Origin of the sequence: Streptomyces sp. NPDC002785 (assembly GCF_040295565.1) — a bacterium.
Taxonomy (GTDB): Bacteria; Actinomycetota; Actinomycetes; order Streptomycetales; family Streptomycetaceae; genus Streptomyces.
On the sequence record NZ_JBEOVN010000025.1, the window covers coordinates 18,865 to 42,519 of the forward strand.

Annotated in this window: 17 protein-coding genes; 7 read left to right on the forward strand and 10 right to left on the reverse strand. The window is 70.9% G+C overall.

All coding sequences use genetic code 11. The features are described 5' to 3' along the window. Nucleotides 1-10: 10 nt before the first annotated feature. The 7 genes from ABTZ94_RS09585 to ABTZ94_RS09615 form a co-directional block, all read right to left on the reverse strand. A complete protein-coding gene (locus ABTZ94_RS09585) occupies nucleotides 11-1,603 on the reverse strand; it encodes a carbamoyltransferase C-terminal domain-containing protein (protein WP_351199178.1) in 1,593 nt (530 codons plus the stop codon). Nucleotides 1,604-1,660: 57 nt separating this feature from the next. Next, nucleotides 1,661-2,944 (reverse strand): glycosyltransferase family 2 protein, encoded by a 1,284-nt coding sequence (locus ABTZ94_RS09590; RefSeq protein WP_351199180.1) that lies wholly within the window; start codon nucleotides 2,942-2,944, stop codon nucleotides 1,661-1,663. Further along, nucleotides 2,934-4,454 carry a B12-binding domain-containing radical SAM protein gene (locus ABTZ94_RS09595; RefSeq protein ID WP_351199182.1) on the reverse strand — a complete coding sequence of 507 codons (1,521 nt, stop codon included), beginning with the start codon at nucleotides 4,452-4,454 and terminating at the stop codon, nucleotides 2,934-2,936. Before ABTZ94_RS09595 ends, ABTZ94_RS09590 begins: the two co-directional genes overlap by 11 nt. A gap of 61 nt (nucleotides 4,455-4,515) precedes the next feature. Continuing rightward, on the reverse strand, nucleotides 4,516-6,099 hold the full coding sequence (locus ABTZ94_RS09600; RefSeq protein WP_351199184.1) for an asparagine synthase-related protein: 1,584 nt from the start codon (nucleotides 6,097-6,099) through the stop codon (nucleotides 4,516-4,518). Further along, nucleotides 6,096-7,316 carry a glycosyltransferase family protein gene (locus ABTZ94_RS09605; RefSeq protein WP_351199186.1) on the reverse strand — a complete coding sequence of 407 codons (1,221 nt, stop codon included), beginning with the start codon at nucleotides 7,314-7,316 and terminating at the stop codon, nucleotides 6,096-6,098. The genes ABTZ94_RS09600 and ABTZ94_RS09605 overlap by 4 nt, the downstream gene beginning before the upstream one ends. Beyond that, nucleotides 7,306-9,297 (reverse strand): asparagine synthase (glutamine-hydrolyzing), encoded by a 1,992-nt coding sequence (gene asnB / locus ABTZ94_RS09610; protein ID WP_351199188.1) that lies wholly within the window; start codon nucleotides 9,295-9,297, stop codon nucleotides 7,306-7,308. The genes ABTZ94_RS09605 and asnB overlap by 11 nt, the downstream gene beginning before the upstream one ends. Nucleotides 9,298-9,314: 17 nt before the next feature. Beyond that, nucleotides 9,315-10,343 carry an NAD-dependent epimerase/dehydratase family protein gene (locus ABTZ94_RS09615; protein ID WP_351199190.1) on the reverse strand — a complete coding sequence of 343 codons (1,029 nt, stop codon included), beginning with the start codon at nucleotides 10,341-10,343 and terminating at the stop codon, nucleotides 9,315-9,317. A gap of 285 nt (nucleotides 10,344-10,628) precedes the next feature. Here ABTZ94_RS09615 and ABTZ94_RS09620 point away from each other — a divergent pair, with 285 nt between their 5' ends. The 7 genes from ABTZ94_RS09620 to ABTZ94_RS09650 all read left to right on the forward strand — a co-directional run bounded on the left by ABTZ94_RS09620 (nucleotide 10,629) and on the right by ABTZ94_RS09650 (nucleotide 20,970). Further along, the gene (locus ABTZ94_RS09620; protein ID WP_351199192.1) at nucleotides 10,629-12,365 is read left to right on the forward strand and encodes an ABC transporter ATP-binding protein; all 1,737 of its coding nucleotides are present in this window, start codon (nucleotides 10,629-10,631) and stop codon (nucleotides 12,363-12,365) included. Nucleotides 12,366-12,378: 13 nt separating this feature from the next. After that, nucleotides 12,379-14,130, forward strand: a complete 1,752-nt coding sequence (locus tag ABTZ94_RS09625; protein ID WP_351199193.1) for an ABC transporter ATP-binding protein — start codon at nucleotides 12,379-12,381, stop codon at nucleotides 14,128-14,130. A 652-nt stretch (nucleotides 14,131-14,782) separates the two neighbouring features. Continuing rightward, nucleotides 14,783-15,034, forward strand: a complete 252-nt coding sequence (locus ABTZ94_RS09630) for a ferredoxin (RefSeq protein WP_351199226.1) — start codon at nucleotides 14,783-14,785, stop codon at nucleotides 15,032-15,034. Beyond that, a complete protein-coding gene (locus tag ABTZ94_RS09635) occupies nucleotides 15,024-16,418 on the forward strand; it encodes an NAD(P)/FAD-dependent oxidoreductase (protein WP_351199195.1) in 1,395 nt (464 codons plus the stop codon). The genes ABTZ94_RS09630 and ABTZ94_RS09635 overlap by 11 nt, the downstream gene beginning before the upstream one ends. Nucleotides 16,419-16,485: 67 nt before the next feature. Next, complete coding sequence (locus ABTZ94_RS09640) at nucleotides 16,486-17,724, forward strand: cytochrome P450 (protein WP_351199197.1); 1,239 nt, start codon at nucleotides 16,486-16,488, stop codon at nucleotides 17,722-17,724. Between the two features lie 36 nt (nucleotides 17,725-17,760). After that, entirely contained in the window at nucleotides 17,761-19,494 is a 1,734-nt protein-coding gene (locus tag ABTZ94_RS09645; RefSeq protein ID WP_351199199.1) for a helix-turn-helix domain-containing protein, read from the forward strand. Between the two features lie 129 nt (nucleotides 19,495-19,623). Then, nucleotides 19,624-20,970, forward strand: a complete 1,347-nt coding sequence (locus tag ABTZ94_RS09650; protein WP_351199228.1) for a type III PLP-dependent enzyme domain-containing protein — start codon at nucleotides 19,624-19,626, stop codon at nucleotides 20,968-20,970. A gap of 55 nt (nucleotides 20,971-21,025) precedes the next feature. Here the strand turns inward: ABTZ94_RS09650 and ABTZ94_RS09655 are convergent, their stop codons facing one another. The 3 genes from ABTZ94_RS09655 to ABTZ94_RS09665 all read right to left on the reverse strand — a co-directional run bounded on the left by ABTZ94_RS09655 (nucleotide 21,026) and on the right by ABTZ94_RS09665 (nucleotide 23,388). Then, nucleotides 21,026-21,211 carry a hypothetical protein gene (locus ABTZ94_RS09655; RefSeq protein WP_351199201.1) on the reverse strand — a complete coding sequence of 62 codons (186 nt, stop codon included), beginning with the start codon at nucleotides 21,209-21,211 and terminating at the stop codon, nucleotides 21,026-21,028. Between the two features lie 108 nt (nucleotides 21,212-21,319). Next, nucleotides 21,320-22,600 carry a cytochrome P450 gene (locus ABTZ94_RS09660; protein WP_351199203.1) on the reverse strand — a complete coding sequence of 427 codons (1,281 nt, stop codon included), beginning with the start codon at nucleotides 22,598-22,600 and terminating at the stop codon, nucleotides 21,320-21,322. Further along, nucleotides 22,597-23,388: an alpha/beta fold hydrolase gene (locus ABTZ94_RS09665; RefSeq protein WP_351199205.1), complete on the reverse strand. Its 792-nt coding sequence runs from the start codon at nucleotides 23,386-23,388 to the stop codon at nucleotides 22,597-22,599. The genes ABTZ94_RS09660 and ABTZ94_RS09665 overlap by 4 nt, the downstream gene beginning before the upstream one ends. Nucleotides 23,389-23,655: the final 267 nt, after the last annotated feature.

Genomic DNA, 23,655 nt, shown 5'->3' on the forward strand with positions numbered 1-23,655 from the left:
CACCGATGGCCTACCGGGGATCGCTCCGGTAGGCCATCACGTCGTCGAAGACGAACAGGTCGACCCCGCTCTCCGCGAAGTCGTCGAGGACGTCCCGCGCCGTGTGCGCGATGGCCCGGCCCGGGCCGTTGAGCGAGGTGTTGATCAGCGCGGGCACCCCGCTCAGCGTCTCGAACTCGGCGAGCAGCCCGTGCAGCCGTGCCTGGTCGGGCCCCAGGGTCTGGATCCGGCAGGTCCCGTTGGCATGGCGGGCCTCGGGCGCCGTCCCCTCCGGCAGCAGGTAGTCGAAGAGCATGTACGGCGACGGGTGGTGGCCCGGGTAGAGCTCGGCGAACCGTTCCTCGCGGATCACGGCGCCCAGCGGGCGGTACCACTCGCGCTGCTTGAGCTCCTCACTCATTCGTTTGCGCATGCCAGGCACGGCCGGGTTGCCGAGCAGCGACCGGTGGCCGAGGGCCCGGGGACCGAGTTCGGCCGCGCCGTCCATCAGCGCCACGACACCGCCGTCGGCCAGCTTCCGGGCGACCGCGGGGCCGTCGTAGGGCACGGGTGCCAGCCCCGTTCTGGCCAGTGCGTCCAGCACTGCCGCGCGTGTCTCGCCGGTGCCGTTGGCGTAGACACTGATCGGCTCGACGTCCTGCCCGGCCACGTACTTGAGGGCGTAGATCCCGGCGCCCACCAGATGACCCGCGTCGCCGCACGCGGGCGCAATGGCGATGTCCCGGCCGAAGGCGTCCCTCAGCGCGGAGTTGCCGACGATGTTCAGCGCGCAGCCGCCGCCCAGGGCGATCGGCCCGACGCCCGCGCCCGTGCGTACGACATGGCGGTCCAGCACACCGTGCACGGTCTCGGTGAACATCTCCTGGAAGGTGGCCACGACCTGCGCCATCTTCTCGAAGTCACGGCCGAACTCGGGCCGTTCGGCCAGCTTCGCGCGCACCTGCTCGGCCAGCCGCAGATCGTGCATCACCCGGGGGTCGACCGCCTGCAGCTGCTCCCGTATTCGGGCGTCCGGCTCTCCGTAGCCACCCAGCGCCATCACCTTCCCGGCGACACTCGGGCTCGTGCCGAAGCCGAGAAGGTGTCCGATCGCCGTCCAGCCGAAGCCGTTTCCGTACCAGGGCAGCGGGTCCTTCGCGGTCCATTCGAGGCGGCCGTCGGCGACATGGAAGAGGGAGCTGCGGGTGATCTGGCCGCGCCCCTCGTTGACCAGGACGGTGGTGCCCTCGTCGTGGCCCGCGTAGTGGGCGGCGAGGGCCGCGTGGGAGACCTCGTGCGTGACGATCACGCATTCCACACGGCGGCCGAGGAGTTCACAGACCGTCCGGTGGTGCTGCGCGCCGGAACCGATCCGCTCCATCGCCCGGTCCAGGTCCGGGATGCGCATCAGGGCGCTGCGGACCGGCGTGCTGACGGCCACCAGGTCGATCCCGGCGGCGTCGACACAGTCCTGCGACAGCACATGACGCAGGGCGATGTCCGCCCGGTGGTCGTGCTTGGTCCGGGTGAGCCGCTCCGTTTCGACGGCGAAGACCAGCCGCCCATCCTCGAAGTACCCTACGCCGGTGTCGTGGCCGGCGGAGTGGAGTGACAGTACCTTCATCAACGCTCCTCAAGCGTGCGGAGGTGCAACGGCGGTGTCGGGTGGGCGTGGTGCCCGTCAGTGGGGCGTGAGCGTCTGAACGGTCGAGTACGGGGCCCAATCGACCTGGCGCAGCGGCCTGTTGAACAGTCCGCGCAGATAGAGGCCGGCGCCCAGGCCGGCGAACCAGCCGAAGTACAGCCATTTGATCGCGGACTTCCCGAGGCCGAAGCGCCGTCCACGGGAGCCGTCGAAGCCGGTCAGCGGCCACATGCCGCCGAAGAGGACATGGCGGAAGTAGTGGCGGGCGACCGGCAGGGGCCAGTCGGCGAGGTCGACGAGGTGGTTGAGGAGCAGTCTTCGGATCCTGCGTCGGGTCTCGCCCGCGGGCCCGGCGACGTAGTAGTGGCAGCGGGCGTCCGGCACCAGTCTCAGATGGCTGAGCGGATCGGCCAGCCGGGGGTCGAGAAGGCGGAAGCACACATAGCCGTCGTCCGAGATGTACCGGCCCGGCATGCCGCCGGCCATCACGTCGGTGGCCACCAGGATGCAGCAGCCGTGCGGATAGTTCGTGGCGGGTGCGGCGATCGCCTTGGCGCGGGCCAGCAGGCGGGAGGTGCGGAACTCCTTGGTGTGCGGAATCTTGGTGGCCCCCACGGCGCCACGGCAGCCGGCCGCGAGGAAGTCGCGGACCAGGCGGGCCAGACAGCCCGGTTCCAGTGTCACGTCGTCGTCGACCCAGCCGACGCCCACGCAGCCGAGCAGTTCGGCCACCTCGATCGCGGCATTGAGCGTACGGGGCTTGCCGGGACCCGGCAGGGACAGGCCGCAGACCCGTAGCCCCGGCAGCCTCTCGCCGGCCCGCCGCAGCAGGATCTCCAGCCGCCGTACGGACTCGTCCTCCTCCCGGGTGGCCGACCACTGCATGCCGACGAACAACACCGCCGGGACGCCCGGATGGTCCTCGGCCATTTCGGTCATGCGGTCGAGGAGCACATCCGCGCGGCTCGTCTGCTCGGCGAGGGTGCCGCGGGTCACGTACGTCGGGGCGATCAGCGCGATGGCCGGCGGATGGTCCCCGCGCAGCGCGTCCGCCGCGTCCTGCGCGCGTGCGACCCGGACCGGCTCGTACGACGAAGTGGTCCCGCCGGGCAGAACGTAGCGGACCGGCACCGACCAGGTCGGTTCCGGGCAAAACCCACGGGCCATGGTGGCGCGGAGATGGCGCAGTGGGAACGGCTCGTCCGGTCGGCGGCGTCCGCGCCGGCTGCCCGGCGGCAGCGGCTCGTTGAGGTGGACGGGAGGGCCCGGCCGCACCGTCGCGCGAGGACCGGCGGCGGGGCGGGCGGCGTCAGAAGTCACGGTCGGTGTTCGAGGTCGACCGGGCCAGGCTGCGCAGGCCGTCCAGGGTGTTGCGCCACTGCCCGGTCGCCGCCATGTGGGTCAACAGCGGCTTGGCCATGGAACGCCGCAGGAAGAAGGCTCGGTAAGCAGCCTGGGCGCGGCGCTGGGCGTCCGGCACCAGATAGCCGATCCGCTCGTCGAACTCGCCCCGCACGAACTTGTCCCAGTAGTCGGCGGGGATCCGGTCGGCGGCCACCGACTCGCTGTGCAGCGGAGTGCCGGGCAGCGGAGTGGCGGTGTAGAAGCTCGCGTAGTCCAGCGGGATGCGGCAGGCGAGGTCGACGGTGCGGCGGAACTGTTCCTGGGTCTCGCCGAGCCATCCGACGATGAAGTACCCGAAGCCCTTGATGCCCGCCGCGTGCGCGTCGGTGACAGCCTTCTCGATCTTCTCGATGTCGCTCTCCTTGCGCATCCGGCGCAGGATCTCCGGGTCGCCGTGCTCGATGCCGAACCGCAGCCGTACACAGCCGGCCCCGGCCATCGCCTCAAGGAGTTTTTCGGGGACCAGGTCCACCCGGGTCGGCGCCTCCCAGCGGACCTTCAGGCCGGTCTCGCCGATGAGTTGGCAGATCTCGCGGACCCGGCCGCGGTGCAGGGTGAACACATCGTCGTAGAACATGATCTCCTTCACCCCCCACCGCTTCTGCAGCTCCGCCATCTCGCCGACGACGTCCTCGGGGGAGCGGTACATCGACTTCTTGTCCACGGCCTGCTTGAAGCAGAAGCTGCACTTGAAGGGACAGCCCCGGCTGGAGATCATCGTCGCGAAGGGCCGCGGCGCCATGATCGAGTAGTAGCTGTTCATCGGCAGCCCCTCGCGCTCGGGCCAGCCGACCTCCTCCAGGTTCACCATCGGCGCGGCGCCGCCGTCGTGTTCGCGGGTCACCAGGCCGCGGATACCCTCGGGTTTCTCGCCCTGCTCCAGGGCCTCCGCCAGTTCCGGCATGATCGTGATGCCCTCGCCCACGCCGACGTAGTCGATGCACTCGTGGAAGAGATTCTCGCTCGCATAGACCTCGGTGTGCGGGCCGCCCAGGATGACCTTGGCTCCGGTGCTCTTCGCAGCCTCGCACGCCTCGACGGCGCCGGGGAGTCCGGGCGTGGTGGTGCTCACGCCGACCAGGTCGGGCTCGAAGTCCGCGAGCAGTTTGCGCAGCCCCTCGCTGTCCAGTCCGAGGGCGGGCGTGTCGACCTGGATGACGTTGTGGAACCCGGCCGTCTTGAGCGCGGTGTGGATGTAGCCGAGCCCGAGGTGCGGCAGGACGCCGGCCCGCTTCTGGATCTTGGTGATCTGACGAGTGTTCAGGCACAGGTCGTGATGGCGTACGAGTGCTATCCGCAGTTTCCGCCTGCGCCAGCGTGGCAGTTCCGTGCGGGCCGGGGCGGTGGCGGACGCGGAGGTCGAGCAGCTGCCCGACGCGGGCTCCGCGGCCGAGTTGGTGCTGATGACGGGCAGTGTCTTGCGCATGGTGTCCCCTCCTTCTCGGGGTGGTGCGGGCGGTCTTGCGATGTGGTGAGGGCCACAGTCCTTACGGGCGTCGGACGGGCCCGGCTCTGTCGCGGCCGTCTCCCGCGGCCAGCGACTCCAGCTGGAGCAGATAGACGGCCAGGGGCTGGAGCCGGCTGACGCGCTGCGGGGCTCCCGGGCCGCGCCCGGCGGCCAGCAGCCGCTGCAGGACCTGGTCGCCGCTGCGCCACCAGCTCCGCTCGGCGTACACCGAGTGGGCGAGCAGCTGGACGAGATACGCCAGCCGGTGCCCGACGAGGCCCGGTCCGCGGCGATTCGGCACGGCGGCGGCGAAACCGAGCGCCGCATGCTCGGGGAACGCCTTGTGCAGCGCCTGGTCGTGCAACGTGCCGTCGATGAGGTGCCGGTGCGGCACCGAGGCGAGATGGTCGAACAGGGCGTGGTCCACATAGGGGGCATGGACCACCGTGTCGCCGGCCCCGAGCGCGAACGGCGCCATGGCGATGGACCGGCGCGTGCGGTTCCAGAAGAAGAACGACCCGAGGGGGAAGGCGGCCTCGGCGTGCCGGGCGAGTTCGGGGACGAGCCGTCGGCGGGCTCGCTCCCTGCTCCACAGACTCCGTTGCCGGGGGCCGAGGAGGTGGTCCACATGCGGCCCGGTGCGTCCGGCCGCCAGCAGCCGGTCGGCGAGGCCCGGCAGATCGACCGGGTCGAACGGGTTGTCCCTGATGAGGTCGATGCTGGGGTTCTGGGCCAGCTCGCCTCCGCCGATGCCGTCGTAGGAGACACCGCAATGGCGGCGCAGATGGGCGAACACGGGCCCGGCCCAGGCGCCGTCGAGGGTGCACATGCCCTGTGCGGTGTTGGCGGTGAGCTCCGCCGTGAACTCCGAGCGCGGCAGTGCGAGGGTCTGGTGCGGCAGGCCGAGCCGCCCGGCGAGCACGGCCGCCACACGGGCGTCGACGCCCGGATCGGGCGGGAACTTCGCGCCACTGAAGCACAGCCGGGGCGGCGCTCCCTGGCGGTCGAGCTCCAGCAGGATGTGCCGCGAGTCCCGGCCGCCGCTCAGCGGAAGGACGTACGGCTCACCGGGCAGCCGGCGGGCGATGGCGGCACGGAACAGGTCGATGAAGCCGTCGACGGCTTGCGCCCCGGTCATGTCGGCGGGCCCGGGCATGGGCCGCGGTGCGCACTCCACCCGCAGGTCGCCGTGGGACCAGGTCAGTGTGGCGGCCGGGGGCAGCGCGCGGACAGCGGTGAAGCAGGTGTCCTCGGCGAGGAAGAAACCCAGCCTGAGGAAGACGGCGAGCGCGTCGTGGTCGAGCTCGGCCGGCACCCCGGGCTCCAGCAGCGCGAGCGGGTCGGGCGACAGCGCGATCGAGTCGCCCTCGGAGCGGTAGAACAGCGGGAACATGCCGTACCGGTCGTTGCGGACGAGGAGCCTTCGGCCGTCCCACTCCCAGGCGGCGAAGACCCCTTCGGGCAGTGCGGCCGCGTCCAGGCGGAGGCCGCCGATGGCGTGCCCGAGCCGGGCCTCCTTGTCGCCCTCCGCCCGGATCCCGTCCGGCCCTGCGGTCAGGCGTATGTACGGCGCACGGGCTGCCGGGGCGCGCGGGTGCACCGGGCGTCCGGCACGCGGGGTCACCGGGCGTCCAGCAGGGACTGCACGGCGGCTCCGATGCGGGCGGCCACCGCTTGCTGGTCGAGTACGGACTCGGCGAACTCGACCGCGGCCTTCTTGTGCTGCTCGATCTCCGAGGGGCGGGCGAGCCAGTCGTCGACGGTCGTGAGGAGCTCGTCGGGCGTGTCGCAGGCTCTCCCGAGACCGCGCTCGTGGATCAGGCCCGGCACCCACTGCTCCATGGGCAGACCCGATTCGAGCATCAGTACCGGAATGCCGAAGTAGGCCGCTTCCAGGGTGGTGTTGGGCCCTGCCTTCGAGATGAGCAGTCCGTGCGGGGACCGGGACGCCTGGGTGATGTAGTCGAAGTACTCGGCCTGGGTGAGGCGGCTGTGGAACCGCCAGTGCGCGAGCCGCGAGGCCCCGGCCGCACGCGCCGCCCGGCGGGCCAGTTCGGGATCGTCGTACCCGACGAACACCAGGTCGGTGGCGGGGTGCCGCTCGGCGATGTGCTCCAGGAGCCGCAGGTAGGTGTCGCCGCCGCGGTTGCAGAAGACGATCAGCCGGGGGCGCGCCGGATCGTCGTCGTCTCCGCCCCAGGGTGCCGCCGCCGGGGCGGCGAGCTCATCGGTCAGGAAATCGCGCAGATCGTGCTGGGCGACCAGCGGGCCCACCACGCGGATGCGCTCCGGATCGCCGCCCTCGTGCGCGAGGAGGTGCTCCTTCGCCCAGGGGAAGCCCACGAGGGTCAGATCGGGGTGGGCGCTGCGGTGCAGCGGAAGGTGCAGCAGGCCGGGGTTGGTGATGTGGCTGGCGACCCGGGTGCGTGTCCCTGCGAGTCGTACGGCGGCCACGCACAGCCGGGCCACGAAGCCCTTGGTACCGACCACCACGTCCGGCGCGGTCGTGCGCAGATGCTCTGTCAGCGGGGCCAGCGCCTCGGTCTGTGCGGGCGTGGGGTCGGTCTCGAAGCCCGCGGGGAACCGATCCTGCAGCTGCGACATCAGCTGCATGTACCGCCGGGTCCTGGTCGCGGCGTCCGGACTCTCCAGCGAGATGGTGCGGATCCGCTGCCCGGCGTCACCGAGCCAGGGCAGGATCGGCTCGGCCTCGAGGAGGGTCACCTCGGCGTCGACGGCGGTGCGCAGCACCCGCGAGAAGCTGGTGGCCGCGAGATAGTTACCGAACTCCCCCCAGGTCCGGGGGGACAGTACCTGGATACGAGGACGGTCAGCGGGCACGGTGGGTCTCCTCGGTAAGGGCGAGGCGGGCGTGGGGAGCGGTCGGACCCGAGCCGGCGGCCAGGCCCTCGTACCAGAGTTGGTAGGTCAGCAGCGACCAGAGCCTGCGCGAGGTGTCGCGCCGGCCGCTGAGATGGTCGTCGGTCAGGCCGCGGACGACCCCGGCGTCGAACAGCCCGCCGCGCTCGAGAGCCGGCGCGGAGAGCGTGTCCAGGAGGAGCGGGCGCAGTTCGTTGCGCAGCAGGGCCGCCAGTGGGGGGCGGAAGCCGAGCTTGGTGCGCCGGACGATCTGCTGCGGCAGCCAGGGGGCGGAGATCCTGCGCAGCAGGTACTTGCCGGTGAAGCGGCGCAGTTTCAGCCCGGTGGGCAGAGAGTTGCCGTACTCGACGAGGTCCAGGTCGAGGAACGGCGCGCGCAGTTCGAGGGAGCTTCGCATGCCGCCCCGGTCGGTCTTGGTGAGGATCACATCGCGCAGGAAGTGGGTGATGACGGCGAGTTGGCTGCGCTGGACGCCGGTCAGCCGCGGCTGCCCGTCGAGAAGGCGGAATATCTCGGCGAAGGGATCGTGCCCGGCCAGTTCCGCGCGGACCTCCGGGCGCAGCAGCCCGGGCAGTTCGGCCGGAACGAAAGGTGCCGTGGACAGATAGAAGCGATGCTCGGGCGTCGAGCGCAGACCGCGGGCCAGCTGACGCAGGGCGGCAGTGACCGGCAGATTCCCGGTGCGCGCGGGCAGCCTGCGGACCAGGACCTTCACCAGGGCTTCGAGCCGGGGCGCCGGCATGATCCGGAGCAGAGCAGCGATCGCCCGCTCGGCCTGGAAGTACCGGTAGCCCAGCAGCAGTTCGTCGGCGCCGTCACCCGTGAGCACCCCGCGTACCTGCCGCCGGGCCGCCCGGCAGACGATCCTGGTCGGCAGCAGCGAGGGATCGGCGAGCGGTTCGTCGGCGTGGGCGTATTCGGACTCCACCACCTCGGCCAGGTCGCGTCCGCCGATCCTGACCACGTGGTGCTCGGTGCCGAGATGGCGGGCGACCGCCTCGGCATGGGCACTCTCGTCGAAGTCCGGGTGCTCGAACCCCGCGCTGAACGTCGGGACGGGCGCGTGCGGGGACAGTTCCTGGGCCACGGCGGCCACCGCGCTGGAGTCGAGACCTCCGCTCAGCAGCACCCCGAGGCGGCGATCGGTACTGGTGACACGGCGCGCGACGGCGGCACGGAACAGCGCCTCGAAGCGCTCCGCGGCCTCACGCGTGCCGGGGACTCGCCGAGTGTTTCCGAGGGGCTGATGGCCTGCGGCTGCCGCAGCATCCGCCCGGCCCAACACCGGCTGCCAGTACTCGACTTCACGCCGCGCGCCCTGCGCGTACTCCACATAGCTGCCGGGCCGGACCTTGTGCACGCCGGCCACGGCCGAACCCGGTGCGGGGAACGCCTGGAGCACCAGATAGTCGGCGAGGGCCCGTACGTCCGGGGTGCGCGGCGCGTCCGGATGCCGCAGCAGGGCCGTCAGTTCGGAGGCGAAGGCAAGCCCGGCGGGGACCCGCGTGTAGTAGAGCGGCTTCTTGCCCATGGGGTCGCGGGCCAGCACGGTGCTCCCGGTGCGGGCGTCATGCAGCACGAAGGCGAACATGCCACGCACCCGCTCCAGTACCCGCATGCCGAGCCGCTCGTACAGCTCCACCAGGACCTCGGTATCGCTGTCCGAGCGCGGGTGGACGCCCCACGCCCGGAGTTCGTCGCGGAGTCCGGCGTGGTTGTAGATCTCGCCGTTCAGTACGAGCGCGGTGGCACCACTGGCGGAGACGAACGGCTGCCGCCCGCCGAGCGGGTCGACGAAGGTGAGGGCGCAGTGCGCGAGGGTGACACCCCCGTGGTGACACCAGCCGGAGCCGTCGGGCCCCCGGTGCGCCACGGCGGCGAGCATCCGCTCGGCCAGGACCCTGGAGTCGCCCTGCCCCGCGCCGGGATCGCTGAATCCCACGAAACCGCACATGCCGGCTACGACCCGTGGGTGGGGGCCATCTTCACGGGTGTGCCGGATGCCGGGGGCAGCGTGCCGGCGAGCGACTGCCTGGTCCACTCGATCTGGTCGGCGAGCCCGGCGCGCAGATTCATCGCGGCGCTGAAGCCGAGGCGGCGCTGCGCACGGCTGGTGTCGGCCGCGGTCGCCCCCACATCGCCCAGGCGCGCGGCTCCGTACCGGGCCTCGGGACGAATTCCCGTCAACTCGCCGGTGAGAGCGAGGACTTCGTTCACCGAAACCGAGTGTCCGGTGCCCACGTTCAGGACGTCGCCGGCACCGTTGTCCGCCACCGCGCCGGTGCCGGCGAGGACGAGTGCCCGCACGATGTCGCTCACGTGGATGAAGTCGCGGATCTGCGTGCCGTCGCCGTAGATCCGGATCGGCTTGTTCTCCAGCGTGGCGCGGATCATCCGGGAGATGAACATGTCCGGGCGCTGCCCCGGGCCGTAGACGGTGAAGAACCGCAGGGCGTGCACCGAGAGCGCGGCGTCACCGCGTTCGGCGAAGGCCAGGGCCAGGCGTTCCGCGGCGAGTTTCGTGACTCCGTACGGGGACATCGGCCGCGGCAGATGGTCCTCGCTCATCGCGCCCTGCGCACCGCCGTACACGCTGGACGAGGAGGCTATGACCACGCGCGGGACGCCTGACTCGACGCAGGCTTCCATGAGCCGATGAGTGGCCAATACGTTGGAGTGGAGATAATCGGGGAATTGTGTCCAGGAAGGGCGGACTCCCGGTAACGCGGCTAAGTGAAAAACCACTTCGGCGTTTTCCAGGCAGTCCTTCAGATCCATGGAGACGAGGTCGCCGTGGACCGCGCGTAAGGATCCGGCATCGGGAGACAGCTCAAGTTCGCCATCCGTCCAGGTGTCCCTGCGGTCGATACCCACAACGTTTTTGCCACTGTGGCGCAAAGCGTTTGTGAGATGGATACCGATGAAACCCGCCGCACCGGTAACCACTGTTCTGGTTCTGGTGCCCGGGCCCCGGACATCGCCTGACATGAGAATCCCCCTTGGTCGGTCTGGTAGGCCGGTTGTTCAAGGCGGTGCTCTGTGCTGACGTACGTCTCGGGGGTCGATCAGCCGTACACCACAGGAAATCGGCCGGCGCGGAATATGTGCGGCCCCGAGAGACCCGGGGAGTCTAACAAGGCAGCGAACGGGTAGCAACGGGACGACAGTCGACCGCGGCGAGGAGATCAAGCGGCGGGAATATTCGACATGTGACGGCCCATTCCCAACGCTCCGCATGACTGCTTATCCTGACGGCTTCCGGAAGGGGACCCGTTGGAAGAAAGTCCGTTACGACAGCTCTCCACGCTGACCCGCTATCTGCGCGGTGAGCGGCTGCCGGTGACCCTTCTCGCGGTGCTCGTGCCCTTGGGGGTCGGGCTCCAGCTGGTGGCACCGGAAATGCTCCGCCGATTCATCGACAGCGCGCTGTCCGGACGTTCCTCCGATGTGCTCCTCACGGTGGCGGCCTGGTACCTGGTCGCCGCCCTGGGACAGATGGCCGTGACCATGTGCGGCGATGTCGTGGCCGCCCGCCTGGCCTGGCGCAGCACGAACCGGCTGCGCACGGAACTGGTCGCGCACTGCCTGCGCCGGCCCGCACGGTTCTACCAGGAGCATCCGCCCGGCGAACTCGTCGACCGCATGGACGGCGACGTGACGAGGCTGACCGCCGTGATGTCCGCACTGGTCCTGGAGGTGCTGGCACAGATCCTCCTGGTCATCGGAATCCTCACCGCCCTGTTCCGGCTCGACTGGCGCCTCGCCCTGGTCTTCGCGCCGTTCGTCGCGGGCACGCTGGTGCTGCTGCGCAGCCTGGTGGGCCGTGCGGTGCCCTTCGTGACCGCACGGCACGTGTCGGGCGCCGACCTCCTGGGCTTCCTGGAGGAACGCCTCGCCGGCGCCGAGGATCTGCGGACCAATGGCGCCTCCGCGTACACGCTGCGGGCCCTGGAGAACCGGCTGGCCACCCTGTACGAGCGGGCCCGCAAGGCCGCTCAGGTCTCGGTTCTGTGGCCCGTCACCGTCCAGGGCCTGTCCACGCTCAGCGTCGTACTCGCCCTGGTCGCCAGCGTGTGGCTGCGTGCCGCCGGGCAGCTCTCCACGGGCACGGTGTTCGCCGTGCTCTCGTACGCGATGCTGCTGCGCCGCCCCCTGCTGACCGTCACCACCCGCTTCCAGGACCTGGAGGAAGCGGTCGTGAGCGTGCGCCGCCTGAAGGACCTGACGGGCCCGGAGGAAGCGCCCCGTGCCGGCACTCGGCGACTTCCGGACGGTCCGCTGGACGCTCGGTTCGACGAGGTGTCCTTCCAGTACGAGCCCGGTGAGTCGGTGCTCCGTAAGGTCTCCTTCCAGCTGTCTCCGGGCGAGCGGCTCGGCATCGTCGGTCGCACCGGCAGTGGCAAGTCCACCGTCGTACGGCTGCTGTTCGGGCTGCACCATCCGGCACGTGGCTCCGTCACACTCGGCGGCCGGGAGATACGGACGGTGGACACCCGGGCGCTGCGCAGCAGAGTCGCCCTGGTCACCCAGGAGGTGTACGTCTTCCACGCGCCGCTCCGCGACAACCTCGCGTTCTTCGACCGCTCCATCGAGGACCGCCGGCTTTACGCCGCGCTGGACGAGGCCGGGCTCAGCGACTGGCACCGCGCCCTCCCCGACGGCCTGGACACCGTGCTCGGGGCGGGGGCGCGCGGGATGTCGGCGGGCGAGGAGCAACTCCTCGCGCTGGCAAGGGCGTTCCTGCGCGATCCGGCTGTCGTGCTGATGGACGAGCCGACGGCCCGGTTGGATCCGCACACCGAGCGGCTCCTCGAACCGGCCATGGAGCGCCTGCTGGAGGGCCGGACGGCCGTCGTCGTGCAGCACCGCCCGCACGCCCTGCGGCGGGTGGACCAGATCCTCGTACTCGACGAGGGCACGGTGGTCGAGCGCGGGGAGCAGGCCGCCCTCGCCGCCGACCCCATGTCCCGCTTCCACGGGCTGCTGCGCACCGGCGGGGCAGCGAAGTGAGGGGTGAGCGCGGATGACCGGCGCAGGGCCGGCGGTCACCGTCGGACGGCTGAGAGCCGTCCTGCACGGATCGGCAGGTGCTTATTGGGGGCTGACCGGACTGTGGGTGCTGCTGCGCGCCGGAACCCTTGCGGTGGGGCTGCTCTTCCAGTACTTGTTCGACGAGATCGGCGGGGAGGGCGACGATGTCTGGCTGCTCATCGCCTGGGTGGCCGCGATCGAAGGTGCCCGCATGTTCCTCCAGTTCGGCGTGATGATCAACCGACTGGAACCGCGGGTCCAGTACGGTACGACGGCCCGGATGCGACGCGCTCTTCTCAGCTCGTCCCTGCGGCGGCCGGGTGCCACTGCCCGAACCGCACCGGGAGAGACACTGCAGGCCATCGGCGAGGACGTCAACGAGACCGGCTTCTTCGTGGCCTGGGCCCCGACGAACCTCGCTCACTGGCTGTTCGTCATCGCCTCGGTCACGGTCATGATGCGGATCGACGCGGTGGTCACGGGTGCGCTGGTGGGCCTGCTGGTCCTGGTCACCGTCGTAACGGGGGCGATCCACGGCCGCTTCCTCCGCTACCGGCGGGCCACCCGCACCGCGTCGGCCCAGGTCACGGGCGCGCTGCGGGAGGCTGTCGGTTCCGTGAAAGCGGTGCAGGCGGCCGGTGCCGAGGAACATGTCACCGCGCACATCGGCCGGCTGAACGAGTCCCGGGCCAGGGCCGCGGTGCGCGAGGAGATGTTCGCCGGCGTGCAGCGCAATGTGATCGGCAACGCGGCCCCCATCGGTATCGGTGTGGTGCTGCTGCTCACCTCCGGACGGGCGCGGGGCGGGGGCTTCAGCGTCGGAGACCTGGCGCTGTTCACCTTCTATCTGCAGATTCTTGCCGAAGCCCTCACGTCGATCGGGATTCTCTCGGTGCGGCTGCAGCGGGTGTCGGTGGCGCTCGAGCGGATCGCCGGCTTCTTCGGCGGCGGACTGCGGCAGTCCCTTGCAGAACCGGCCGCCGAGGAGTGGTCCGGCGACGCGGCCGCAGGCCCCGTCTCCGAGCTGCGGGAGCTGACCGTACAGGGCCTGACGGCGCGATACCCGGGCACGGACCGCGGCATCGAGGACATCGATCTGACGGTCGCCCGGAACACGGTGACGGTCATCACCGGCGGCGTCGGCTCCGGGAAGACGACGCTGGTGCGAGCCGTCCTCGGACTGCTGCCGCACGAGAGCGGCACAATCCTGTGGAACGGGGAGCCGGTCACCGTCCCGGCCTCGTTCCTGCTGCCCCCGCGCTGCGGCTACACACCGCAGGCCCCCCGCCTCTTCAGCGGATCCGTACGGGACAACGTGCTGCTCGGCGTGGAGGACGGCACGGCCTTCGAGAACGCCGTGCACACGGCGGTGCTTGCCCCCGACGTGGCGGCCATGCAGGACGGCGCGGAGACCGTCGTCGGACCCCGTGGCCTGAGGCTGTCCGGCGGTCAGCTCCAGCGGGTCGCCATCGCCCGGATGCTCGCCCGCAGCCCCCAACTCCTGGTCCTCGATGATGTGTCCAGCGCTCTCGACCCCGACACCGAGCAGCACATGTGGAACCGGCTGCTCGACGGTTCGGTCACGGTGCTCGCGGTGTCGCACCGGCCTGTGCTGCTGCGCGCCGCCGCCCATGTCGTGGTGCTCAAGGACGGGCGGGTCGATGCGACGGGAACACTGGACGAGGTACTGGACCGTTCCGCCGAGATGCGCCGGATCTGGGCGAACGGCGCCGACGCGAGCTGAGGGCTCACCCCCGTGGCGCGTCCAGCTCGCCCCGGATCCCGTCCAGGGCGTCGACGAACTCCCTTATGCAGCTACCGACCGGCGCACACGCAGAAGGGACCCACCGCGAGCGGTGGGTCCCTTCTGCATTCCACTCTTGGGTCCGCACATGCAGTCCCCGGTAGTCCTTCTTGGTTCCACGAGCTTTCAACCGTCGCTGAAAGGTCCGGGATCAAGAGGATCCGCCGGGGGCCTGGCCAGAGCCAACAAGAGGACCACTCACATCGGCGAACGTCTCCGTCGACGGTGCGGCTCGCTCTGGTTTTCTGGTGTATTGACGATTCTCCTCCCCATTTCTCCCAGGTCAAGGGTTTTCGCCCCATTTCCGAAAAAAACTCCAGATGCCGATGTGCAGGGCTCCGGTCAGCCGTGGCTCTTCCGGAACAGGTGGTTGTGGTCCCTCGCGAAGTCCGTGCGCCTCCTGGCGTCCGAAGCCAACGTCCGCACATGCCTCGGCGGCGTCCGGCTCGCGCTGATGTCAGGCGTGGTGATCCAGTACTTCAGCGACCCCGGCCGCCGCGCGCCGATGACTCCATTGGTCCGGCATTGCTCGCGCAACCGCAGCGGCACTCGCAGGCTGAGTCGGAAGTCCTACTGGAAGGGCGGCCCCTTGATGAGGCTTGTCGTCGATCTCAACCGGTGTCAGGGGTACGCACAGTGCGCCTTCCTCGCACCCGATGTCTTCGCCATGCATGGCGAGGAGGCGCTGTTGTACAACCCGCACGCCGACGAGACGCAACGGGAGCATGTGCTTCGTGCCGCCACTGCGTGTCCGGTGCAGGCGATCCTGGTGGACGACCTGGGCGACACGTCGGTCGCGGCAGGAGAAGGCGCGGTGCGAGAAGGGCTGTCAGGTGTCCGGTGACGGTGCTCTGGCGTGGCTGAGGCGCGAGGGACGGATCGTGATCGTCGGCGCCTCGCTGGCAGGTCTCCGGGCTGCGGAGACCCTGCGGAAGGAGGGCTTCACCGGTTCGCTCACGCTGATCGGTGAAGAGCCCCATGAACCGTACGACCGGCCGCCGCTCTCCAAGCAGGTCCTGCTGGGCCACGCGACCGCCGATCGCACCGCGCTGCCCCGGCGTCTGAAGCTCGACGCGCACTGGCGGCTCGGTGTCGCCGCCACCGGACTGGACATGGCGGCCAAGCGGGTGCGTCTGGCCGACGGGGACGAAGTGGAGTACGACCGGCTGCTGATCGCCACCGGCGTTCATGCCCGGCCCTGGCCGCATGAGACCGAGGCCGAGCTGGACGGGGTCTTCGTACTGCGTACGCGCGACGACGCGGCCCGGCTGCAGCGGCGGCTGGCGGCGTCGCCCCGCCGGGTGCTCGTCATCGGCGCCGGTTTCACCGGCTCGGAGATCGCTTCGGCCTGCCGCGAGCGCGGGCTGCCGGTGACCGTCGCCGAACGCGGTGCGGCGCCCCTGGTGGGCGCGCTCGGCGGGGTGGTCGGCCGGGTGGCCGCGGAGCTGCAGCGCGAACACGGCGTGGACCTGCGCTGCGGGATCATGGTCACGGGCCTGGAGGGCGACTCGGCAGGACGTCTGCGGCGCGCCCATCTGTCCGACGGCACCGCCATCGACACGGACATCGCGGTGGTCTCGCTCGGCGCGACGCGGAACACCGAGTGGCTGGCCGGATCCGGGCTCGGCGCCGGACCGCGCGGAATCGCCTGCGACGCTGGATGCCGGGCCTTCGACGTACGCGGCATCGTGACCGACGACGTCTTCGTCGCCGGTGACGTGGCACGGTCCCCGCACGCGCTCTTCGGGTACCAGTTCCTGTCCCTCGAACACTGGGGCAACGCCGTCGCACAGGCCGAGACCGCGGCGCACAACATGATCAGCAGCAGTTCGGAGCGCCGCCCGCACCTGTGGGTGCCGGCCTTCTGGTCCGCCCAGTTCGGGGTCAACATCAAGTCGGTCGGCGTCCCGTCCCTGGGCGAGGAGGTCATCGTCGCCCAGGGGTCGCTCTCCGAACGCCGCTTCACCTGTGTGTACGGATACCAGGACCGTGTCATCGCCGCTGTCACCTTCGACCAGACGAAGTGGCTGGAGTTCTACCAGCGGCAGATCGAGTCGGCCGCGCCGTTCCCGCCGGCCTATTCCTCGGTGGACCGCCGTCCCGAGGGACTGCAGCCGGTCCCGGCCGAATTCCCGGACCCGTCCCTGCCCACCCACGGGCCGTCCGTCACGGTGAGTGGCTACTCACCGACCGACCAGCGGATCACCTTCGTCCCCGCACGGGCCTGATCGCAGCCCGCAGAGCCCCGCTGTCCCACGCCCACAAGGACGCCCACGGCGCCACCAAGGACCCGACATGACGCAAGCCACGCTCCTGCGGCAGATCATCGACTACTCCAGCCGCGCCGATCCGTACCCGCTGTACGCCGAGCTCCGCAAGACGCCGGTGCTTCAGGAGGGGGACGAGCTGTTCGTCGTCAGCACGTACTGGGAGATCAAGAGTCTGCTGCACGATCCGCGGATCAGTTCGGACGCCCGCAATCTTTCCCCCAGCGCCGCGGGCACGCTCCTGCAGGAGGAGGAGGCGTCGGCCCTGCCGCCCGCCTTCCTGAGGCTCGACCCTCCCGAGCACGACCGGTTGCGCCGCATGACGATGCGCCCGTTCGGGCCGCCGGAGACCCCCCGGCGCGTCCACAGCATGCGTGGCGAACTGACCCGGATAGTTTCCGATCTCATCGACGGTTTCGGGGACCGGAACGAGGCCGACCTCGTCGACGACTTCTCGTACCCCTTCCCCGTGACCGTGATCTGCCGACTGCTCGGGGTCCCGCGCGAGGACGAGGCGCTCTTCCACTCCTGGGCCGACACCATCGCCGCCGGCCTCGACCCGGACCCCGGCCAGGACCCCGGAGTGCGGCGCCGCGTCACCCAGGAGGCCCGCGCCGAACTGGGGAAGTATCTGTCCGGGCTCATCGACGAACGCAGCGGCGCACCCGGCGACGACATGCTCTCCGCGCTGGTCACCCAGCATGGCCCGGACAGGCAGATGACCCGGATGGAAGTGCTCAGCACGGCCGCCCTGCTCCTGATCGCCGGTCACGAGACCACGGTCAACCTCATCACCAACGGGATGCTCACCCTGCTGCGCAATCCGGACGTCCTGGAGAGGCTGCGGGGCGACTTCGAACTGGCCCTCCCGATCGTGGAAGAACTCCTGCGCTTCGAGCCCCCCGTGCAGTTGCTTCCGCAGCGCACCACCCTCGCGGACATCGACATCTGCGGCGTCACCATCCCCAAGGGCGCCTCCGTCTGGCTCGTCCTGGCCTCCGGCAACCGGGACCCGCAGCGGTTCCCCGACCCCGACCGCTTCGACCCCGACCGGAAGGACAACCAGCACCTCGGTTTCGGCAGCGGCATCCACAACTGTTTCGGTGCGCCGCTCGCCCGCCTGGAGGCACAGATCGCCCTGACCGAGCTGGCCCGCAGGCTCAACAGCCCCCGCTTGGTGGAGGACCCGCCTCCGTACCGCCAGAACGCCGTGCTGCGCGGCCCCCGCCATCTGAACATCGCGTTCGACGGATTCCGCGCCCAGTAGTGGCTCACGTCAGGGCCCGCCGACCATGATGGGTGGATGCCTGCGCATGAACCGGACCGGCACGACGCATGGCCCTCGCTGGATCAGATCCTCGGGCTGATCGCCCCCGGAATGCTCGATGTCGTCGTGGCACCGCGCGGTACCGGCGTGCCGGTGGCCGATGTGGTGCTGCACGATCCCGGTGAGGAACGGGACGACGACGCCCGGGCCGCGTCCGGGCTGATCCTGCTCGCCGTCGGTGTGGAGGTCGCCTCGCCCGAGGCGATCGACGTGCTGCGCGACGCCGACCGGACCGGGGCCGCGGCCGTGGTCATGCGGCGGGGCGGTCGCGGGCCGCGCGCGGCCCTTCTGGAAGCGGCCGGCCTGGGGCGTACGGCGTTGCTGACCCGGCGGCCGGGGCAGGCGTGGACGGAGGTGCTCGGTCAGTTGCGGACCGCTCTGGTGCACAGCTCCCCGGCCTGTTCCGCCATCGAATCGGCCGGCCCCGACGGGGTGGGCGGGCTGCGGCTCGGCGATCTGTCGGGGCTGGCCAATACGGTGGCGGACCTGGTCGGCGGTGCCATCACGATCGAGGATCCGCAGTCGCGGGTGCTGGCGTACTCGCGGATGGACCACGAGCCCGATCCGATGCGCCGACTGACGATCCTCGGGCAGGAGGTCCCTCGCTGGCGGGTCGACGAACTGCGCGAGAGTGGCTTCTTCCAAGCACTGTGGAGCACCGACGACGTGGTGCGCCGGCCCGCCGACGACCGGTCCGCCGAGCGGCTGGCCATCGCCGTGCGTCACGGGTCCGAGGTACTCGGGTCCATCTGGGCCGCCGCCGACGGCCGGCCGCTCGCCGAGAGCGCGGCAGCGGCGCTGCGCACGGCGGCCCGGGCCGCCGTGCCGCATCTTTCCCACCACCGGACATGGGGCCGGGCGGCGGCCAGGGCGCGGGAAGACGCGGTGCACGCGCTCCTGGACGGGGCCGCGCACGCGGCGCGGGCCGCGCACGATGCCGGGATCGCGGCCCACCGGCCGTACGCGGTGGTGGTGGCGGAGGCATACGACAGCCGGGCGTTCGGTGCCGCGTCCGGTGCCGCGTCCGGGGGCGGTACCGGCGTCGGCGCCGAGCAGCGGGTTCTGGACGTGCTCGCGTTGCAGGCCGCCGCATACCGGCCGGGGTGCGTGACCGCCCGGTCCGGGCGTCGGCTGTACGTCCTGGTCCCAGCGGGGGACGGTGAGTCCGATCCGGCGCGCACCCTGCTGGCGACGGCCCGATCGGTGCCGCGCAGTGTGGTGTTCGCGGGCGCCGGGCCGGTGGCTGCGGACCTGTCGGGGCTGTCCGGGTCGCGGGAGGCCGCGGAGCTGGTGGTGCGGGTGCTGCGGGACCGGGCGTCGGGGCTGCCGGTCGCGGAGGTGGTGTCGGCGGTGGCGGCGTTCGGCGAGGTGGTCGCCGACACGTCGGTGCTCCGGGTGCTCGACCTGGTCGAGCCGTTGTGGAAGTCGCTGTCGGGGCCCGTGCACGCGATGGTGGAGCACGACCGCGCGCACGGTTCACAGTACGGCGATTCGGTCGCCGCCTACCTCGACGCGTTCGGCGATACGGGCACGGCCGCGCAGCGCCTGAATGTGCACCCCAACACCTTGCGGTACCGGTTGCGCCGGGCCCGGGAGCTGTTCGGCGTCGATCCGGCCGATCCGACCGTGCGGCTCCTGGCGGACATCGGGCTGCGGATCGCGGCTCGCGAGGCGCACGGGGCGAGCAGCCATGGGCCGTCCGGTCGTTGATCGTCGAGCTGTCCGGTGCGACAAAGGAATCGGGCAGGCATCGTCGTACCGGTCGAAGACGCGCCTTCCCTTCCGCGTCGAAGCTGTCCGTACAACCGACGTGACACATGGAGGGTTGTTGTGGTTCACATGACTTCCGGCTCGGCGGCCCAGCGGCGCGGTACCCGGCGTGCGGCGGCGCTGGCGCGTGCCGTCGAGGACGGGCTGCTCGGTCCGCACTCGCCCGTGGTCGGTCTCCTCGACGTGGACGGTGTGCTCGCCGCCGTCGACGCGCTGAACGAGGCGTTCGGCGGGCCCGCCCCGGTACGGCACACGTTCGCGGCCAAGGCGTGCGGCCTGGTGCCCGTGCTGCGGCTGCTCGCCGAGGCCGGAATGGGCTGCGAGGTGGCCTCGCCCGGTGAGCTGGAACAGGCGCTGGCAGCCGGCTTCACGTACGACCGGCTGGTCTTCGACAGCCCCGCGAAGACGGTCGAGGAGCTGGAGTTCGCCCTCACCCATGGCATCGCGGTCAACCTGGACAACTTCCAGGAGATGGCCCGCGTCGACCGTCTGCTGGCCGGGCGCCCTGCCGCCGGGCCCATCGGGCTGCGGGTGAACCCCCAGGTCGGGGCGGGTGCCATCGGAGCGATGAGCACCGCGACCGCGACCTCGAAGTTCGGCGTCGCGCTGCGTGATCCGGAGGCCGTCGACGCGGTGATCGACGCCTTCGCGCGACGGCCGTGGCTCAACCGTCTGCATGCACACGTCGGCTCCCAGGGCTGCCCCCTGCCGCTCATCGCCCAGGGCATCCGCGTCGCGTACGAGCTGGCCGAGCGCATCAACGCGGAGCTGGGCCACGACCGGATCACCGGAATCGACATCGGTGGCGGGCTGCCCGTCAACTTCGACAGCGAGGACGACCGTCCGACGTACGCCGATTACGTCGCCGAGCTCCGTGGCGCCGTACCCGGCCTCTTCGACGGGCGCTACACCCTGATCACGGAGTTCGGCCGCTCCCTGCTCGCCAAGAGCGGAACGGTCGCGACGGTCGTCGAGTACACCAAGTCGGCCGGGGGGCGGCAGATCGCGGTCACGCACGCGGGGGCCCAGGTGGCCACCCGTACGGTGTTCATGCCCGGCGCCTGGCCGCTGCGCGTCGGGGTGTTCGACGCCGCGGGCCGCCCCAAGCAGGGCCCGACCGAGATCGTCGACATCGCGGGCCCGTGCTGCTTCGCGGGGGACCTGACCGCGGCCGGGCGCGAGCTCCCGGTCATCGAGCCCGGTGACGTGGTGGCGCTCCACGACACCGGGGCGTACTACTTCTCGTCGCACTTCTCGTACAACTCGCTGCCGCGGCCCGCCGTCCACGGCTATCGGACGGGTGCCGACGGGCAGGTGCACTTCGCGCTCGTACGCGAGGCGCAGAGCGTGCGCGAGGTAGTCGAGGAGAGCGGCCTCGCACAGGCGGGCGCGCTGGTGGCTCTGCGCGCGATCTGAAGCGGTTCCGTCGAGGCTCCTTCTCGGGTCACGGCCTTCGGCCGAAGAACTCGGCCTAGGCGACGGCCAGTCGACGGCCGGGGCCCGCTCCGTAGGTGGTGTCCGTCGTGAGGCGGGCCCGGACGATCTCCGAACCACGCAGATCGAAGGTCTGCCGGCCCGGCTGGTCCTTGATCCTGATTCCCTCGCTGACCCGGCTTCCGTCGGCGGAGGTGAGCAGTGCAGTGCGCAGCGGATGCACAGGGTGCGGTCCGGGGCGTTCTCCGTACGGCAGTTGAAGCAGCGGAAGGGCGGGGCTGGAGGCGGACCCGGGGGTGTGTGCGTGGGAGCCGGCGGTACGTCGGGCCTGTCAGGCGTCGGTCACCACCCGCACTGGCAGCGACTTCAGGCCGTTGATGAAGTTCGAAACCAGGCGGCGCGGTGGAGCCGCGAGGTGGAGTGGGCCGGGCGGCAGGGTGCGGCAGGCCTCGTCGTACAGGACACGTAGCTGGAGGCGGGCGAAGTGCGCGCCCAGGCAGACGTGGGGTCCGTCGCCGAAGGAGATGTGGGGGTTGGGGGAGCGGGAGAGGTCCAGGGCGAACGGGTCGGGGAAGACGCGTTCGTCGTGGTTGGCGGAGGCGTGGAAGACGACCACCTTGTCGCCGGTGCGGATGCGCGTGCCCGCCAGGTCCGTGTCCTGGGTGGCGGTGCGGCGGAAGGTCAGGACGGGTGGGTGGCGGCGGAGGAGTTCGTCCACGGCGGTGGGGAACTCCACTTCTCCGTTGCGCAGGCAGCGGTACGCGTCCGGGTGTTGGGCCAGGAGGTGCAGGCCGCCGGGGGCGGCGCTGCGTACCGTGTCGTTTCCTGCGACCACGAGCAGGAAGAAGAACATCTCCAACTCCGGCTCGGTGAGTTCGGGGTCCGTGGCCAGGACCGTCATCACGTCGTCGCCGGGGTGACGGCGCTTGTGTGCCGCCAGTGCGTGCGCGTAGTCGAACATGTCCCGCAGTGATGCCGGGGATCGCGGGTTGACCGGCTTGCCGTCCGGGCCCAGTTCCGGTGTCCCGGCCTCGTCGGGGTCCTGGTAGCCGATGACACGTTGGGTCCAGTGCAGGAGGAGACCCCGGTCGCTGTCCGGCACGCCCAGCAGGTCGGTGAGGTTGAGCAGGGCGTAGTCGTCGGTGACGTGGGCGACGAGGTCGCAGGTGCCGTCGGTGGCCCGTGCCTGGGCCACTGCCCCGGTGAGCAGAGAATGGGCGCGTTCACGAACGACGGCCCCGAAGCGGTCCACGCGCTTCGGTGTGAAAGCGCGGCTGACAAGCATGCGCAGTCGTCGGTGGTGTGGTGGGTCCTGGTTGAGCATCATGCGGCGTATGAACGGCAGGTCGGCCGGGTCCGGGTCACGGATCTGAGTGGCGCCGAGGTACGAGGAGTACGTCGATGAGTCCTTCAGGACCCGGACGGCGTCCTCGTGCCGGGTGACCGCCCAGAAGCCGGGGCCCGCCGGCCAGCCGAGCACCTCCCGCTCCTCCTGCCACGCCACGGGGCGGTGGTCGCGCAGGTGGCGGTAGCGGTCGTGGGGGATGCCCTGCCCGTACTGCCTGGGGTCGAACACGTCCGGTACGAGCGTTTCGGGGGCGGGCACGCTCATGCCTTCGCCTCGCCGTCCTCCGCGTCCGCCCGCAGGAAGTCCTCCATCACGCGGATCAGGTCGAGCGGGGCCTCGTCCATCGCGTAGTGGCCGCACGAGGGCAGCTCCACCAGTTCGGCGCGCGGAAACCAGCGCATCCAGGTGGCCCGCTGCAACTCGGCCGACAGCGCCGGGTCCAGCGCGCCTACGACGGCCAGGGCCGGCACGGGCGAACCGTCGATCCGGTCGTGGAAGTCCTCGCCCGCCCAGGAGTCCAGCCAGGCACGGAACGCCTTCGCGTCGCTGCGTTCGAGCGAGCGGCGCACCATACGGTCCAGCCAGCCTGCGGGGCGTCGGCCTCCGGTGGTGAGGTCGAGAATGATCCGGCGGTTCTCCGGGGTGTGCGCCGCCGCGGAGAAGAGCTCCCACTGGTCGGGCGGCAGAGGCAGGCCGGACGCGGGTACCGGCGACACCCCGACCATTCTGCGTACCCGCTCCGGCGCGGCGGCCAGCGTCCGCTGGATGACGGAGCCGCCCATCGAGTGGCCGATCAGCGAGAACCGCTCCCAGCCGAGCCGGTCGGCCAGCGCGAGCACGTCCTTTGCCCCCTCAGCCGTGGTGTACGAGCCGTCCGTGTCCCGGGCCTCGCCGTATCCCCGCAGATCCACCACCGCGTACTGAAACGAGCCGAGGTCGAGGTCCGGCAGCACGGGGGCGTATGCGGAGCGGTCGGCGAGCCAGCCGTGCACCGCGATCACCTTGTGCGGTCCGTTGCCGTGCAGTCCGTGGGGAAGGGGCATTGAGGTCACGCTGACTCCCGTCACCGTAGGGAGCAGACCGGTCGGTCACCGGCCCGACCCCGCCCACGGTGGCGGCAACTCCGGGTCCGCGCAAGGGCCCACGCGAGGAACCCCGCAAGAGCCCACCGCCCTCTCCTCAGGACGAATCGAGGCAGTGACACGCCATACGCATCGGCGATCGCGTCGAGCGCGGGCCCACCGGACAAGAGCGCGCCGACCGGCGCGGGCAGCGTGCCCCTCGTCGCGCGCACGCCGCCGTCGAGCGTGCGCCCGGCA